General features: G+C 72.1%; 17 protein-coding genes. 11 read left to right on the top strand and 6 right to left on the bottom strand.

Annotation, left to right across the window (positions count from 1 at the left end):
* Positions 1 to 34: 34 nt before the first annotated feature.
* From ACIBHY_RS14390 to ACIBHY_RS14380, 3 genes are read left to right on the top strand one after another with little or no spacing between them, the layout of a single operon-like run.
* A complete protein-coding gene (locus ACIBHY_RS14390; protein ID WP_397306871.1) occupies positions 35 to 736 on the top strand; it encodes a TetR/AcrR family transcriptional regulator C-terminal domain-containing protein in 702 nt (233 codons plus the stop codon).
* Positions 737 to 792: 56 nt separating this feature from the next.
* A complete protein-coding gene (locus ACIBHY_RS14385; RefSeq protein WP_397306870.1) occupies positions 793 to 1,800 on the top strand; it encodes an NAD(P)-dependent alcohol dehydrogenase in 1,008 nt (335 codons plus the stop codon).
* Positions 1,797 to 2,486 (top strand): NAD(P)-dependent oxidoreductase, encoded by a 690-nt coding sequence (locus ACIBHY_RS14380; protein WP_397243297.1) that lies wholly within the window; start codon positions 1,797 to 1,799, stop codon positions 2,484 to 2,486. The genes ACIBHY_RS14385 and ACIBHY_RS14380 overlap by 4 nt, the downstream gene beginning before the upstream one ends.
* Here ACIBHY_RS14380 and ACIBHY_RS14375 read toward each other — a convergent pair.
* On the bottom strand, positions 2,483 to 3,238 hold the full coding sequence (locus ACIBHY_RS14375) for an SDR family oxidoreductase (RefSeq protein WP_397306869.1): 756 nt from the start codon (positions 3,236 to 3,238) through the stop codon (positions 2,483 to 2,485). The genes ACIBHY_RS14380 and ACIBHY_RS14375 overlap by 4 nt on opposite strands.
* A gap of 81 nt (positions 3,239 to 3,319) precedes the next feature.
* Between ACIBHY_RS14375 and ACIBHY_RS14370 the strand changes: the two genes are divergently transcribed.
* On the top strand, positions 3,320 to 3,793 hold the full coding sequence (locus tag ACIBHY_RS14370) for an RrF2 family transcriptional regulator (protein ID WP_397306868.1): 474 nt from the start codon (positions 3,320 to 3,322) through the stop codon (positions 3,791 to 3,793).
* Positions 3,794 to 3,994: 201 nt separating this feature from the next.
* On the opposite strand, the gene ACIBHY_RS14365 is transcribed toward ACIBHY_RS14370, so the two are convergent.
* Positions 3,995 to 5,209, bottom strand: a complete 1,215-nt coding sequence (locus ACIBHY_RS14365; RefSeq protein ID WP_397243303.1) for a M20 family metallopeptidase — start codon at positions 5,207 to 5,209, stop codon at positions 3,995 to 3,997.
* Positions 5,210 to 5,393: 184 nt separating this feature from the next.
* Between ACIBHY_RS14365 and ACIBHY_RS14360 the strand changes: the two genes are divergently transcribed.
* Entirely contained in the window at positions 5,394 to 5,783 is a 390-nt protein-coding gene (locus tag ACIBHY_RS14360; RefSeq protein ID WP_379627424.1) for an Lrp/AsnC family transcriptional regulator, read from the top strand.
* A gap of 102 nt (positions 5,784 to 5,885) precedes the next feature.
* Here the strand turns inward: ACIBHY_RS14360 and ACIBHY_RS14355 are convergent, their stop codons facing one another.
* Positions 5,886 to 6,047, bottom strand: a complete 162-nt coding sequence (locus tag ACIBHY_RS14355; RefSeq protein WP_397243809.1) for a hypothetical protein — start codon at positions 6,045 to 6,047, stop codon at positions 5,886 to 5,888.
* Between ACIBHY_RS14355 and ACIBHY_RS14350 the strand changes: the two genes are divergently transcribed.
* Positions 5,974 to 6,258 (top strand): serine hydrolase domain-containing protein, encoded by a 285-nt coding sequence (locus ACIBHY_RS14350; RefSeq protein WP_397243307.1) that lies wholly within the window; start codon positions 5,974 to 5,976, stop codon positions 6,256 to 6,258. The genes ACIBHY_RS14355 and ACIBHY_RS14350 overlap by 74 nt on opposite strands.
* A complete protein-coding gene (locus ACIBHY_RS14345) occupies positions 6,234 to 6,602 on the top strand; it encodes a serine hydrolase (protein WP_397306867.1) in 369 nt (122 codons plus the stop codon). Before ACIBHY_RS14350 ends, ACIBHY_RS14345 begins: the two co-directional genes overlap by 25 nt.
* Here ACIBHY_RS14345 and ACIBHY_RS14340 read toward each other — a convergent pair.
* Both ACIBHY_RS14340 and ACIBHY_RS14335 read right to left on the bottom strand, forming a co-directional pair.
* Positions 6,599 to 7,624 (bottom strand): zinc-dependent alcohol dehydrogenase family protein, encoded by a 1,026-nt coding sequence (locus ACIBHY_RS14340; protein ID WP_397243309.1) that lies wholly within the window; start codon positions 7,622 to 7,624, stop codon positions 6,599 to 6,601. The two genes, ACIBHY_RS14345 and ACIBHY_RS14340, sit on opposite strands and share 4 nt — an antisense overlap.
* A gap of 1 nt (position 7,625) precedes the next feature.
* Entirely contained in the window at positions 7,626 to 8,456 is an 831-nt protein-coding gene (locus tag ACIBHY_RS14335; protein ID WP_397243311.1) for a helix-turn-helix transcriptional regulator, read from the bottom strand.
* Between the two features lie 103 nt (positions 8,457 to 8,559).
* On the opposite strand from ACIBHY_RS14335, the gene ACIBHY_RS14330 reads away from it, so the two are divergent.
* From ACIBHY_RS14330 to ACIBHY_RS14320, 3 genes are all read left to right on the top strand, one after another.
* Positions 8,560 to 9,267, top strand: a complete 708-nt coding sequence (locus ACIBHY_RS14330; RefSeq protein WP_397243313.1) for an SDR family oxidoreductase — start codon at positions 8,560 to 8,562, stop codon at positions 9,265 to 9,267.
* A 34-nt stretch (positions 9,268 to 9,301) separates the two neighbouring features.
* Positions 9,302 to 10,690 carry a glutamate--cysteine ligase gene (locus ACIBHY_RS14325; RefSeq protein ID WP_397306866.1) on the top strand — a complete coding sequence of 463 codons (1,389 nt, stop codon included), beginning with the start codon at positions 9,302 to 9,304 and terminating at the stop codon, positions 10,688 to 10,690.
* A gap of 64 nt (positions 10,691 to 10,754) precedes the next feature.
* A complete protein-coding gene (locus ACIBHY_RS14320; RefSeq protein ID WP_397243317.1) occupies positions 10,755 to 11,795 on the top strand; it encodes a hypothetical protein in 1,041 nt (346 codons plus the stop codon).
* Here ACIBHY_RS14320 and ACIBHY_RS14315 read toward each other — a convergent pair.
* Entirely contained in the window at positions 11,785 to 12,501 is a 717-nt protein-coding gene (locus ACIBHY_RS14315) for a PaaX family transcriptional regulator C-terminal domain-containing protein (protein ID WP_397306864.1), read from the bottom strand. The two genes, ACIBHY_RS14320 and ACIBHY_RS14315, sit on opposite strands and share 11 nt — an antisense overlap.
* Before the next feature lie 30 nt (positions 12,502 to 12,531).
* Here ACIBHY_RS14315 and ACIBHY_RS14310 point away from each other — a divergent pair, with 30 nt between their 5' ends.
* The gene (locus tag ACIBHY_RS14310) at positions 12,532 to 14,172 is read left to right on the top strand and encodes an acyl-CoA dehydrogenase family protein (protein WP_397243321.1); all 1,641 of its coding nucleotides are present in this window, start codon (positions 12,532 to 12,534) and stop codon (positions 14,170 to 14,172) included.
* Positions 14,173 to 14,179 lie beyond the last annotated feature (7 nt).

Raw genomic sequence — 14,179 nt, 5'->3', positions numbered from 1 at the left:
ACTGGGCCTTACGGTGTACGGGTAAAGTGCTGGGGTGCCTCTTTGGACCGACGAAGAATCCGATGAGCAGCCTCGTGTCCCGCTGAGCCGCAGGCGGGTGCTGCGCGCCGCCGTCGAACTGGCCGACCGGGCCGGGCTCGACGCGCTGACGATGCGGCGGGTGGCGCAGGAGCTCGGGGTGGAGCCGATGTCGCTGTACCACCACGTCGCCAACAAGGAGGCGATCCTCGACGGGGTCGTCGAGATGGTGATCGGGGAGATCCTCGGCGCGGTCGAGGTCGCTGAGGGGCCGGATCCGGCCGGTGACTGGCAGGCGGCGTTGCGGGGGCGGATTCTCGCCGCGCGCGAGGTGCTGCTGCGGCACAAATGGGCGCCGGGCGTGATCCAGACGCGCTCGTCGCTCAGCGAGGCGGCGATCGCCTACTACGAGGGCGTGCTCGGGATTCTGCGGGCGGGCGGGTTCACCTACGATCTGGCGCACCACGCGCTGCACGCGCTGGGCAGCCGGGCGATGGGGTTCACGCAGGAGTTGTTCGAGCCGGACGATCCGGCCGGTGACATGGACGAGGCGATGATGGAACAGATGGGTATGAAATATCCCCATCTGGCCGGGATGATGGCGGCGATCGCCCATGAACCTCCCGAAACCACGCTGAGCTGGTGCGATGACAACACGGAGTTCTCCTTCGCGCTCGATCTGATTCTTGAGGGACTGGAGCGCCGCCGGCTCGGCTGAGAGCCGTCTCAGGCTGGGACTTGACAACCTTACGTCGTACGGCAACCTTATGACGTATGGCAACCTTACGACGTACGAAGGCTTGGGTCTGGGAGCGGTACGGCTCGCCGGACGTCCTGGCCCTGCGCGAGGTCGATGAGCCCGAGCCCGGACGCCACGAGGTCCTGGTCCGGGTACGGGCCGCGTCCGTCAATCCCGCCGACTGGCGCCACCTGCGCTCGGACCCGCACCTGGTGCGGCTCTCCGCCGGGCTGCGGCGGCCCAGGCCGGGGTCGATCCTCGGTGCCGACCTGGCCGGGGTCGTCGAACGGGTGGGGGCCGACGTGCGCGGCCTCGCCGTGGGTGACGAGGTGTTCGGAGGTGTACGGCTGGGCGCCTTCGCCGAGGCGGTAGCCGTACCCCAGGAGACGCTCGTCCTGAAGCCCGAGGACGTGAGCTTCGAGGCGGCCGCGGCCGTGCCCATGGCGGGGCAGACGGCGCTGAAGGCGCTCGACGGGCTCGCGGCCGGGCAGCGGGTGCTGGTCAACGGGGCCTCGGGGGGCATCGGCACCTTCACCGTCCAGCTCGCCAAGGCGCTCGGGGCGCACGTCACCGGCGTGTGCGGCGCCGGCAACGCCGACCTGGTCCGCTCGCTCGGCGCCGACGAGGTCGTGGACTACAACCGCGAGGACTTCACCCGGCCGCCGGAGCCCTACGACCTGCTGGTGGACCTCATCGGCAACCGTTCGCTCAAGGACTTCAGGCGCGCGCTGACGCCGAAGGGCACGCTGGCGCTCGTCGGCGGCCTGACCTCCGGCGGCGGGCGGGTGCTCGGGCCCTTGGCGCAGCTGATCAAGGGCATGGTCGTGACGAGGTTCGTCGGGCAGCGCATCACCGGCGTCTCGTGGAAGCCGGGCAAGCAGGCATTGAACCACCTGGCCGAGCTGCTCGCGGCCAAGGAGGTCGTACCGGTCATCGACCGCGTGTATCCGCTGGCCGAGGTCCCGGAGGCGATCCGGTACGTCGAGAGCATGCGGGCCCGCGGCAAGGTCGTCATCACCATCGGACAGGGGGAAACTCGATGAAGGTCTGTATCGTCGGCGCCTCGGGCAAGCTGGGGCGGTACATGGTCCGGCACGCCCTGGAACGCGGCTACGAGGTCGTCGGCGTCTGCCGGAAGAAGAGCGTCGGCAAGCTCGACGCCGTCAAGGACCGCATCACCATCGTCCCCGGCGACACCAACGACCGGCGGGTCATCGAACGCGCGGTCGCCGGATGCGACGGAGTTCTCACGGTCCTGGTGCCGTGGGGCGTGCGGAAGTACTCCAGCGGCACCGCCCAGGCGGTCATGGACCACGCGCGGCCGGGCGCCCGCCTGGTGTTCTCCTGCGGGTGGCACATCACCCGCGACGGCAAGGACGTCTACACCTGGCAGCTGCGGACGTTCGCGGCGGTGTTCGGCGTGCTCGCCCGGCTGGTCCGCTTCGCCGACCTGCGCGACCAGGTGGAGGCCTGCCGGCGTATCTTCGCCAGCGACACGCGGTGGACGGTCGTGCGGGGCAGCGACCTGGAGGAGGGCGAGAGCCAGGGGCTGCCCGTGTGGAGCCGGCACGTGGGCGACCCCGTCCTGGCCGGCAACCTCACCCGGCGCATCGACTTCGCCCTGTTCATGGTGGACGCGCTCACCAACGACGAACTCGTGCACGAGGCGCCGGCCATCGTCGGCCGCGAGACGGCGTCGGCCCGCGCCCACGCGCGGACGCGCGGCTAGCTCGCCGCCGGGACCTGGCCGGCCAGCCATTCGTCGAACGTGGTCGGCATGATCCGGGCCCCCTCGCCGGGCAGCATGACCTCGCCCGCCATGTCCGGGCCGAAGATGCCCGACCACGTCGGCACCAGCACGATCTCCTGGCCGCGTGCCGCGTACGTGCGCCGCGCCAGGTCGACCAGGTCCTGCTGGTCGGGCCCCGCGATGTCGGCGTACCGGCCCTGCGGCCCGCCGGTGGCGACCTCGGCCAGGACGGCGGCCACGTCCGCGGGGGCGATCGGCCGCATGAGCAGCGGGGCGACCCTGGCGACGCCGTTCCGCTCGTCCCAGCTCGCGGCCATCGCGGCGAAGTCGTGGAACTGCGTGGCCGGCACGATGGTCCACGGCACGGGGCCCGCCGACACGAGGCGTTCCTGCTCGCGTTTGCCGGCGTAGTGGGCGTTGCCGGCGGTGCGGTGGAGGCCGGCGATCGAGAGCAGCACGTGGTGGCGGACGCCGGCCCGCTGCTCGGCGGCGAGCAGGTTGCCGGTGGCGCCGGCGAAGAACGCCACCGTCTCGGCCTCGGCCGCCCCGGGCATGCTGATGGCGTCGACGACCGCCTCGACGCCGGTCAGCGCCTCGTCCAGGCCCTTGCCCGTGGACAGGTCCACGCCCAGCGAGCGGCTGATCCCGACGACCTCGTGCCCGTCCTTCTCGAGGGCGGCGATGGTGAGGGCGCCGATGTTGCCGGTCGCGCCGGCTACTGCGATGCGCATGATGATCTCTCCTCGTCTCGGTACCGGGTGACAGTATCACGGACTAAATGGGTCCTTAATATCTCCTATAGACTCATGGGCGTGAAGTTGCCTGTGAGCACGGAATGGGTCCTGCACTGCGCCACGACGCTGGCGCAGCTCGAGCCGGGGACGAGCGCGTCCACGACCCAGCTCGCCCTGTACTTCGACCTGCCCGTGCCCTACCTCGCCAAGCAGCTGAAGGCGCTCGTCAAGGCCGGGCTGCTGAGCGCCAGCACGGGGCCCCGGGGCGGGTTCCGGCTGGCACGGGCGGCTGCCGAGATCACCCTGTTGCAGGTGGTGGAGGCGGTGGACGGGACGTCGTCGCCGTACGAGTGCCGGGAGATCCGGCAGCAGGGACGGGGTGCGTTGCCGCCGGAGGAGTGCCGGGCGCCGTGCGTCCTGGCCGTCAAGATGGCCGAGGCACACCAGGCCTGGCGCCGCACCCTGGCCGCGACCACGCTGGCCGACATCCTCACCGGCATCCCCCCGACAGCCCCCGCCCGCACCCGCCACCGCCTCACGACCCTCACCTGACGCCCGACAACCCCCTTTCTCCGGTACGGCCCGCCGGGCGAGCCGAGCCATGGGACGGAGGCGCGCCGGATCCGAGTGCCATGCGTGGGCGCGCGGGTGAGCGACGCGTGGGGCGGGATGCTCGGGGATGCCCGGCGCGAGGGTGGTGCGGTCGGCTACCAGGCACCGAGTCTGCCAGCGCGGCCGACCCGGTAGCTCCCATTAGGTGAGGAGGTCGGCGGCGTAGAGGGCGTAGACGGTGGCGCAGCGGCGCATGGCGCTCTCGTCGATGTACTCCTCGGGGCCGTGGGAGACGTCCAGGCGGCCGGCGCCGTAGCCGAAGGACGGGATGCCGAGCTGGGCGTACCAGCGGATCTCCAGGATGCCCGCGCACATCTCGAACCGGGCGGGCTCTCCCGAGACCGCGGTCACCACGCGGGCCAGCGAGGCGGCGGCCGGGTGGGCGGGGTCGGTGGCGGCGGAGGGCTGGAGCTGGGTCGTCCGGACGGTGACGTCGGCGCCGATCTCACCGGCGGCGTGCTCGATCAGAGTGGTCAGGCGCTTGAGCTCGCCCTCCAGGTCCTCCTCCGGGTTGTAGCGGCCGTCGACGGTGAAGGAGGCGGAGCCGGGCACGACGTTGAAGTTGGACCCGGCCGTGGACCGGCCGCCGACCACGAGCATGGTGCCGCGCGCGTCGGCGGGGTTCATGGGGTAGGCGGTCAGCCGCCCGGCCATCTCCGTGGCGTAGTCCAGGACCGGGCGGGCCACGTGGAGCATGTGCTCGAAGGCGTTGACGCCGAGGTTCGCCTGCCCGACGTGGGCTTCGCGGCCCGCCACGTCCACGCGCAGCGAGACGGCGCCGCGGGCGGCGTTCCAGATGCCGCCGCCGCTGGGCTCGGCGGTGAGCATGGCCAGCGCGGACGGGTCGATGAGCCCGGCCTCGCGCAGGTGGCCGGAGCCGGTGACGCTGCCGGTCTCCTCGTCGCACACGAGGTGGATGACGATGCGGCCGCCGCTGAGGAGGCCGAGTTCGCGGGCGGCGGCGGCGCCGTACAGCATGCTGACGATGCCGCCCTTCATGTCGGCGGCGCCGCGGCCGATGATGCGGCCGTCGCGGCGTTCCGCGGTGAACTGGGCGCGGTCCTGGGCGGGGACGACGTCGAAGTGGCCGTGGAAGTAGAGGAGCCTGGCGCCTTCTCCGGCGGTGCCGCGCACGACGCACGGTTCCTCCAGGTCGCCGGGGGCGTCGGGGATGGGGAGGATCTCGGGGGTCAGGCCCAGGCGGGACATCTCCTCGCGCAGGATCGCGGCGCACCGGCCCAGCGCGCGGCCGGGCGGGTTCTCGGAGTCCACGGCCACCAGGCGGGTCAGCAGGGCGGCCATGTCGTCGGCGCGGGCGTCCAGCCAGTCCTGGACCTGGGCGGCGGGGTTCGTCATGATCTGTTGCCTTCCTCTGGGCATGCCGGAATCCGGGCTCAAGGCGGGGGTTCGGCGAAATTCTAGTGCGGATGGGGCCTCATGTGGTTTCCACTTATGGCGCTATCGTGGCGACATGGGCAATGAATACGTACTTGATGCCATTGATCGCGAAATATTGTTTCAACTCCAGCAGGACGGCCGGTTGAGCAACGTCGAGCTGGCCCGGCGGGTGGGGCTCACGCCGCCGCCGTGCCTGCGCCGGGTGAAGCGGCTGGAGGAGGCGGGGGTGATCAGCGGGTACCGGGCGACGGTCGACCACGAGATCCTCGGCGCCGGTCTCGAAGTGATCGTCTCGATCGAGGTGAGCGTCAGCGACCTGAAGACGCTGGAGGAGCTGGAGAGGACGATCGCGGCCTACGAGGAGGTCGTGGAGTTCCGGCGGCTGTTCGCCACACCCGACTACCACCTGCGCGTGCTCGTGGCCGACTACGCCGCCTACGAGGCGTTCCAGACCGGGAAGATCATCGGCATTCCCGGCGTCGCCCGCGTGATCTCCCAGCCCACGATGAAGAAGATCAAGGTGCTCGGATGAGCCGCCCCTCCTCCCCGGGGAGTAGGGGGATCAGGGCGGCGGCAGGGCCCTGCCCGGATGCCGCGCGCCCGCCCCCGCCGGGCACCCGGATCCGCTGCGCCCCTACCTGGACAAGGTCGTCGCCTCCGGCTCGGCCGCCGCGATCGCGGAGGTCAGGCGGCCGGGCAGGAGCACGAGGCCGGCCGCCGGGGTGGCCGAGCTCGGCGGCCCGCGCCGCGCCCCGGTCGACGGCCGGTTCCGCATCGGCAGCGTCACCAAGGTCATGACCGCCACGGTCGTGCTGCAACTCGTGGCCGAGGGCCGCCTGAAGCTGGACGACCCGCTCAGCGCCCACCTGCCGAACGTGGTGGAGGAGGCCGGGACGGTCACGATCAAGCACCTGCTCGGCCACACCAGCGGCGTGCCCGAGCACACCGGCGAGGTGATCGACGAGAACGGCATGCTCAAGGAGTGGACGGCGCGCCGCGCGACGTGACCCGGCTCAACCCCACCGTCGCGGGCGCCGCCGGCGGGGTCATGTCCACGACCGCCGACCTCAACACGTTCTTCCGGGCGCTGCTCGGCGGCAGGCTGCTGCGGCCGGGCGAACTCGCGCTGATGAAGACCGCGGGCGTCGGCGGCGGCTACGGCCTCGGGCTGGAGTTGTTCACGACCTCCTGCGGCACCGCCTACGGCCACGGCGGCGGCATCCCCGGCTACGTCACCGGGTCCTTCCACAGCGCCGACGGCGGGCGGCAGGTCACCGTCAGCGCCACCCCGTACCGGGGCGACGCGGTCCCAGCGCTTCAGGCCGTGCTGGAGAAGGGGCTGTGCGGCTAGGGGACGATCATCGTGACGCCGGGCACCGAGCCGATGGCGGCCAGCGCCTTGCCCGCGTCGGCCAGGCCGATGGTGCGGGTGACGAGCTGGTCGGGGTGCAGGATGCCGGCCCTGATCAGCTCCAGCATCCTCGGGTAGGCGTGGGCGGCCATGCCGTGGCTGCCGAGCAGCCGCAGCTCGTGCGCGATCACGCGGCCCATCGGGATCGGCGTCGCCGCGTCCGGCAGCAGGCCGACCTGGACGTGCCGTCCCCGGCGGCGCAACGACTCGACGGAGGCCGCGCACGTGGCCGGGCTGCCCAGGGCGTCGAGGGAGACGTGCGCGCCGCCCCTGGTCAGCTCCCTGACCTGGGCGGCGGCGTCACCGGCCGAGGCGTTGACGAAATGGGTGGCGCCGGCGCGTTCGGCCAGGTGGAGGGCGTCGGTGCTGATGTCCACGGCCACGACCCGGCCGCCCGCGGCGGTGGCGATCATGATCGCGGACAGGCCCACGCCGCCGCAGCCGTGCACGGCCACCCACTCGCCGGGGCGTACGTCGCCGACCTCGGTGATGGCACGGAAGGAGGTGGCGAAGCGGCAGCCGAGGCCGGCGGCCGTGGTGAAGTCCATCTCCTCCGGCACCGGGATGAGGTTGACGTCGGCGTGGTCGATGGCCACGTACTCGGCGAAGGAGCCCCAATGGGTGAAGCCGGGCTGGGTCTGCCGTTCGCACACCTGCTGGTCTCCGGCGGCGCAGGCCGTACAGGATCCACAGGCGCAGATGAACGGGACGGTCACCCGCGCGCCCTCGGACCAGCCGCGCACCAGGGAACCGGTGGCGACGACCACGCCGGCCAGCTCGTGCCCGGGTACGTGCGGGAACGCGGTGATGTCGGGGTCGTGCCCCTGCCAGCCGTGCCAGTCGCTGCGGCACAGGCCCGTCGCCTCGACCCTGATCACCGCCCCGTAGGGCGTGGGCGCTGGATCGGGGAGCTCGCGCAGGTCCAGCTCGCCGCCGAAGATGTCAAAGGCTACCGCTCGCATCTCATGAGCTTAGGGTCACCTGCCGCAACCTGCGCAAGGCCTGGTGAGAGGGGGAGCCGGGTTCGGTGGTGTAGAGGACCAGGCGCAGGTCGTCGCGGTCGGGGACGGGCAGTACCTGGCAGATCGCGTCGATGGTCCCGACGGCGCTGTGGTGGATGCGTTTGCGCTGCTCCCTGCGGACCGCCACCTCGTGCTCGTCCCACAGGGCGGCGAACTGCGGGCTGCAGGCCAGCATCTCCGCCACCAGGGCCTGGATCTCGGGGTCGCCGGGGTAGCGGCCGGCGGCCCAGCGCAGGTCGGCCACGGACGCGCGGGCGAAGCGGCCCTTCTCCTCGTCGCCGAGATGCTCGGCCAGGTCGGGGGCGCGGAAGACCCAGCGGATGACGTTGAGGTCCTCGCGCGGGTGGGAGTCGAGGTCGCCCATCAGGACGCCGGCCATCGGGTTCCAGGCGAGGATGTCGTACTTGGCGTCGAGGACGTAGGCGGGGACCTCCTCCAGGAACGCGATGAGGTGCAGGGTGCCCTCGGGCACGTCGCCGCGCCGCCGGGTGGCCTCCAGCGGTTGCCCGGCCAGGTGGAACAGGTGGGTCCGCTCGTCGGTGTTGAGCATGAGCGCCCTGGCCAGCGCGTTGAGCACCTGGCGCGAGGGGTGCGGGCCGCGGGCCTGCTCCAGCCGGATGTAGTAGTCGATCGACATGCCGGCGAGCTGGGCGACCTCCTGGCGGCGCAGCCCCGGGGTACGGCGGCGCCCGCCCTCGGGCAGGCCGGCCTCGCGCGGGGCGAGGCGGGCACGTCTGCTGCGCAGGAAGCCGGCCAGTTCTTCGCGGTTCATGTCTCTCATCGTCCGTCATCGGCCGCGAGCCAGGGTGGTACCGCCGATCCCAGTCTCGGGAGGTCTCTCCCGCCCGCGCCGCGCCGGCGCGAATCTCGACGGCATGACGACAGCTCTCATCACAGGCGCGAACAAGGGAATCGGCTTCGAGATCGCCCGGCTGCTCGGCGAGCGCGGCGTCACCGCCGTCGTCGGGGCGCGCGACGAGGAGCGCGGGCGGGCCGCCGCCGGGCGGATCGGCCAGCCGTACGTGCGGCTCGACGTCACCGACCCGGCGAGCGCGCAGGCCGCGGCGAAGTGGCTGGAGGAGGAGTACGGCACGCTGGACATCCTGGTCAACAACGCCGGCATCGTCGTGGCGCAGGAGGATCCGCGCCCGAGCGCCACCGACGCTGCGGTGCTCAGGCAGGTGTTCGAGACGAACGTGTTCGGCGTGGTCACGGTCACCAACGCCATGCTGCCGCTGCTGCGCCGCGCGCCCTGCGGCCGGATCGTGAACATGTCGAGCGAGCTCGGCTCGCTGGCCAGGGCGATCGACCCGGACGACCCGCTCTACCCGCACAACTACCTGGCCTACAACTCCTCCAAGTCCGCGCTGAACATGGTGACCATCTCCTACGCCAAGGAGCTCATGGACACCCCGATCAAGGTCAACGCCGCCAACCCCGGCTACTGCGCCACCGACCTCAACGGCCACACCGGCTTCCGCACCGCCGCGCAGGGCGCCGCCATCGCGCTGCACCTGGCGACGCTGGCCGGCGACGGGCCGAGCGGCGGCTACTTCGAGGACGCCGGTCCGGTGCCCTGGTAGGTGTGGACGCCCGCCCCCAGGACAGAAGGGAGGGATGGGACGAGACTTGGACAAGGAGCGGTTCTCCGAGGCGGAGTTCGCCCGTTTCGGAGAGCGGCTGGAAGAGCAGCTCGGCACGTTGCGCGCGCTGCTCGATAGGCCCGGCTTCGGCCAGGGCCCGACGACGCTCGGCGCCGAGCTGGAGCTCTTCCTCATCGACGAGAAGGGCCGGCCGCTGCCGCGCAACCAGGAGGTACGCACCGCCCTCGACGACCCCCGCGTGGTGCTGGAGCTGGGCAGGTACAACCTGGAGATCAACCTGACACCGGTGCCGCTGGCCGGCCGGCCGTTCTCGGCGATGGGGGCGGAGATCCAGGAGACGCTGCTGAAGGCGGACGGCGCGGTCGAGGGCGGCGGGGTCCTGCCGATCGGCATCCTGCCCACACTCGGCACCGGCGACTTCACCCGGCAGGCGATCAGCGACGAGAACCGCTACCGGGCACTGAGCAGGGGCATCAGGCGGCTGCGCGTGGAGCCGTTCCTGGTGGTCATCGACGACCTGGAGCTGCAGGTGGAGGACGTCGTCCTGGAGGCGGCCAACACCTCCTGGCAGGTGCACCTGCGCACGCCGCCCGAGCGCTTCGCCCGGTTGTTCAACGCCGCGCAGCTGGCCACCGGGCCAGTGCTGGCCGCCTGCGGGAACTCGCCGCTGTTCCTCGGCCGCACGCTCTGGGAGGAGACGCGCATCGCGCTCATGGAGGAGGCGGCCGACGACCGGGACGTGGAGCGGCGCTTCAGAAAGGACGGGCGGGTCACGTTCGGCTCCGACTGGGTGCACGAGGGGGCGTATGAGCTGTTCGAGCGGTACGTCCGCGACTACGACCCCGTCATGCCGGATATGTCGTCCGATGGGGAGCTGGCCGAGCTTCGGCTTCACCAGGGCACCGTCTGGCAGTGGAACCGCCCCGTCTACGACCCCGGCGACGGCGGCCACCTGCGGGTCGAGATGCGCGCCCTGCCCGCAGGGCCGAGCTGCGCGGACATGATCGCCAACACCGCGTTCCTGATCGGGCTCACGCTGGCCTGCGCCGAACACGACCTGACCGGCTACCGCTTCGCCGAGGCCTACCAGAACTTCTACCGGGCCGCCCAGAAGGGCCTGGACGCGCGGCTGTCCTGGCCGGGCCGCGAGGGCGAGCTGCCCGCCGCCGACCTGGTGCTCGCCCTCCTGCCCGAGGCCAGGGCCGCCCTGCTCGGGGCGGGGGTCGCGGCCGACGAGGCCGACCGGGCGCTCGCGGTGATCGAGCAGCGTGTACGGCTGCGCCGTACCGGATCGGTGTGGCAGCGCGAGGCGCTGGAACGCTATGACGGAGACGTGGAGCGGCTGGTGCGGCGCTATCGCGAGCTGGCGCTGTCCGGGCTGCCGGTGCACTTGTGGCGCTGAACGCAACTTCTGGCCCGCCCCATTCGTCAAACGGAGACAAAGGAGACGGATAAGCGAGGGGTACATGGCTACCACGGGAATGGTCCCGGCAGACGCGGCGCCCTTCGCGCTGCGGCAGGCCCCCGGCGAGCTCGCCGAGGGCGCGGCCAAACTGGCCGGCGAGATCGGCAGCACCGGCGTCGAGGCGCTGCTCGCCCAGGCCAACAGGACGGCCGTGCGCAAGGGCGCCCCGGCGGCGCTGGGCGCGATGAGCCCGAAGCCGCACGAGTGGTACGCCTTCGACGCCAGGGACCAGGAGACCGTCGACTGGTATCCGCAGGGGCTGACCGGCGGCGAGGACTCCGGCGAGGCGGGCGTGCCGGTGTTCGCGGTCAGCTGGTACTTCAAGCCGAAGGCGCCGGTGCCCGAGCGGGGCGTCCGGGTGACGTTCCTCAGCCCGTCCACGCTGAAGTACCAGCACGTGCTGCTGGTCGAGGCGAAGCCGGACGGCTCGTACGGGCCGATCGACATCCACGCGGGCGGCATCGCCTGGTACGGCGACCTGCTCTACGTGGCCGACACCAAGCGGGGCCTGCGCGTCTTCGACCTGAACACCATGCTGGACCTGCGCACCGCGCAGAAGGACCTGGGCGACGACAAGCGCGTGGGCCGCCACGGGGGCAGGTTCCACGCCTTCGGCTATCGCTACGTCGTCCCGCAGAGCGACTTCTGGCGGCTGGCCTCGCCGAGCGGCGCGATCTTCTCGTTCGTGGCGATCGACCGCAGCGCCGGCCCCGACCTGCTGATCACCGGCGAGTACGACCCGGACGGGCCCACCGGCCGGGTGGTCCGCTACGAGCTGGCCGGCAACCGGCCGGGCCCGGCCCGCGACTGCTTCCAGATGGGCGCCGCCAAGATCCAGGGCGCGGTCTCCCAGGGCGGCACGTGGTACCTCAGCCAGGCCTTCGACGCCGACAGGAACGGCAGGCTCCTGGTCACCAACGGCGCCAAGCTGAGCGCCCGGCCCTTCCCGATCGGCCCGGAGGACCTGACCGTGCAGGGCGGCAGGCTCTGGAGCGTCACCGAGTTCAAGAACCGGCGCGTGGTCTTCGGGGTCAGTCTCTGAGGTGCCTCATCAGCACCTCGCGGTAGGACCGGTCGAAGGCGTCGTAGCGTTCGCGCAGCTCGGCGCCCGGCCAGCCGGCGGGCAGCAGCGCCGGTGGCAGCAGCGGGTCCTTCAGCAGGTGGCGCAGGACCGCGGCGGAGACGATGAAGCCTTCGGCCAGCCCGTCGGCCCGCTCCAGCTCCCGCTCCAGCGCGCGCGCCTCGGCCGCCCACCCGTCGAGATCCCACAGGAGGGGAGTGGGATCCCGGCGGGGGCGGCCGTCGACGAGCGTGCACTGCGCGGTGACGCTCTCCGGCCAGTCCCTGATGAGGTTGGCCGGGCGCATCCAGGTGCCCTCGCGCAGCTCGGCCAGGCGTAGCGCGCCCATCGCGTGGCGGAAGGCGGCCCGGTCGGCGGGGGCGCGCCGCTCGGCGGTCACCAGCGCGATCTCCCAGGCGCCGTCCCACATTCTGGTGTGCGGGTCGCGGCTCTCGTCCTGCCTGCCCTGCCGTTCGAGCAGGCGTTCCGACAGGGTGTAGCGGCCGTCCTGCTGGACCAGGTCGCCGGCGGCGACCATCCGGGATAGGGCCACCCGGACGGTTCCCTCGGCGATGCCGAACAGCTCGCCGATGCGCACGAGGTGGCGGGCGGCCAGGCGGGGCGGGTGGCTGCCGAGCAGCGCGCTGAGGACGGCGGACCGGGCACTGAGACTATTACGCTCTTCCATCGCGTGTTGAGTATATGTAACACTCCGAGCATGGGCCGCTATCTCATCGAACCGTTCGACAACAGTGACCGCTACGCGACCGAGCGCTACCAGGGCGCCGCCGGGCGCGACTGGTGGGCCATCGACCCCACGCTGCAGTTGCTCATGCGCCACCACCTCGGCGACGGTTACCCGTGGGCGGAGCCGTACCTGCGCAGGCTGGGCGTCGTCACGGGCGGCGTCGTGGCCGAGTGCGCGGAGGAGACCGACCGCAACCCGCCGCGGCTGGAGAAGTACGACAAGTGGGGCCGCGACGTCAGCCAGGTCGTCATGCCGCCCTCCTTCCACACCGCCCGCGCGGCGATGATGGCCGACAACTTCCTCGCGCCCGCCTTCGTGAAGGAGGCGCTCGACCACGGCGCCAGCCCGGCCGCGCTCGGCGCCGCCTGGACCTACCTGCTCAACCAGGCCGACATCGGGATGGGCTGCGCGCTCGGCACCGGCGGCGACATGGTGGTGCAACTCGCCGAGAAGTACGCGCCGGCGGACGTGCGCGACCGGGTGCGCGAGATCTTCGCCAACGGCTTCTACTCCGGCGAGGCCGCGCAGATGTTCACCGAGCGCACCGGCGGCTCCGACCTGGCCGCCCTGGAGACCACCGCCGTCCCCGACGGCGAGGCGTGGCGGCTGGACGGCTTCAAGTGGTTCGCCTCCAACGCCAACGGCTCCGCCTTCGTCGTGCTGGCCCGGCTGCCGTCGGAGGAGGTCAAGCCGTTCCTCGTCCTGTGGGAGCGGCGCGACGGCGTGCGCAACGGCGTGCGCATCCGCCGGCTCAAGGACAAGCTCGGCACCCGCTCGGTCGCCTCGGCCGAGGTCGAGTTCACCGGCGCCGAGGCGTTCCTGCTGTCCGGCTCGGGCTCCGGCTCCGGCCTCGGCACGATGATGAAGCTCACCAACGCCTCCCGGCTCGGCGTGTCCATGATGGGCGTCGGCGTGGCCCGCCGCGCGCTGGTCGAGGCCGTCTGCTACGCCCGCGCCCGCGAGGCGTTCGGCAAGCCGCTCATCGCCCAGCCGCTCATGCGCCGTAAGCTCGCCGAGCTGATCGTCGAGGTCGAGGCGGCACAGGCCATGGTCTTCGACGGCCTCATCAACCGGCTGCGGCTCGGCCCGGCCGTGATCAAGCTGCGCACCGCCAGGCTCGGCGTCACCGCCGCCAGCGACGCCATCGAGGTGCACGGCGGCAACGGCTACATCGAGCAGTGGCCCGTCGCCCGCCTGCTGCGCGACGCCCAGGTCAACCCCATCTGGGAGGGCGGCGACAACATCCTCTGCCTGGACGTACGGCGGGCGATGCTCAAGGAGCAGGCCCACCTGCCCTTCCTCGACCGGCTGCGCGGCGCCGCCACCTCGCCCCTCACCCAGGAGCGCGTCGAGGACCTCGCCAAGGCCGTCGAGGCCTGGCTCGGCGCCCCCGACGAGGCCAGGCTCTACCCACTGGCCCAGTTCATGGCCGACGTCTACGCCGCCGCGCTGCTGGAGGAGCAGGCCACGTGGGGCATCGACGACGAGCGCAAGGCGCTGGTGGCCCGCCTCTACGCCGAGGCGCACCTGGCCGAGCGCGGCCCGCTGCGCGGCCTGGACACCCCCCACGCCGACCACCTCGACACGTTGCTGGCGGGCGCCATCGCGTGATCCGTGC

This window comes from Nonomuraea sp. NPDC050547 (assembly GCF_044457345.1).
Taxonomy (GTDB): domain Bacteria; phylum Actinomycetota; class Actinomycetes; order Streptosporangiales; family Streptosporangiaceae; genus Nonomuraea.
Note: the sequence above shows the minus strand (reverse complement) of the source record. Positions and strands in the feature narration are given on the sequence as shown.

Bases quoted from the DNA above. Each gene is read 5' to 3' on its own strand.
- ACIBHY_RS14315 (WP_397306864.1), bottom strand. From the start codon at position 12,501: ATGGAAGAGCGTAATAGTCTCAGTGCCCGGTCCGCCGTCCTCAGCGCG.
- ACIBHY_RS14340 (WP_397243309.1), bottom strand. From the start codon at position 7,624: ATGCGAGCGGTAGCCTTTGACATCTTCGGCGGCGAGCTGGACCTGCGC.
- ACIBHY_RS14310 (WP_397243321.1), top strand. From the start codon at position 12,532: ATGGGCCGCTATCTCATCGAACCGTTCGACAACAGTGACCGCTACGCG.
- ACIBHY_RS14325 (WP_397306866.1), top strand. From the start codon at position 9,302: ATGGGACGAGACTTGGACAAGGAGCGGTTCTCCGAGGCGGAGTTCGCC.
- ACIBHY_RS14320 (WP_397243317.1), top strand. From the start codon at position 10,755: ATGGCTACCACGGGAATGGTCCCGGCAGACGCGGCGCCCTTCGCGCTG.
- ACIBHY_RS14330 (WP_397243313.1), top strand. From the start codon at position 8,560: ATGACGACAGCTCTCATCACAGGCGCGAACAAGGGAATCGGCTTCGAG.
- ACIBHY_RS14365 (WP_397243303.1), bottom strand. From the start codon at position 5,209: ATGACGAACCCCGCCGCCCAGGTCCAGGACTGGCTGGACGCCCGCGCC.
- ACIBHY_RS14380 (WP_397243297.1), top strand. From the start codon at position 1,797: ATGAAGGTCTGTATCGTCGGCGCCTCGGGCAAGCTGGGGCGGTACATG.
- ACIBHY_RS14375 (WP_397306869.1), bottom strand. From the start codon at position 3,238: ATGCGCATCGCAGTAGCCGGCGCGACCGGCAACATCGGCGCCCTCACC.
- ACIBHY_RS14385 (WP_397306870.1), top strand. From the start codon at position 793: ATGGCAACCTTACGACGTACGAAGGCTTGGGTCTGGGAGCGGTACGGC.
- ACIBHY_RS14335 (WP_397243311.1), bottom strand. From the start codon at position 8,456: ATGAACCGCGAAGAACTGGCCGGCTTCCTGCGCAGCAGACGTGCCCGC.
- ACIBHY_RS14355 (WP_397243809.1), bottom strand. From the start codon at position 6,047: ATGACCTTGGTGACGCTGCCGATGCGGAACCGGCCGTCGACCGGGGCG.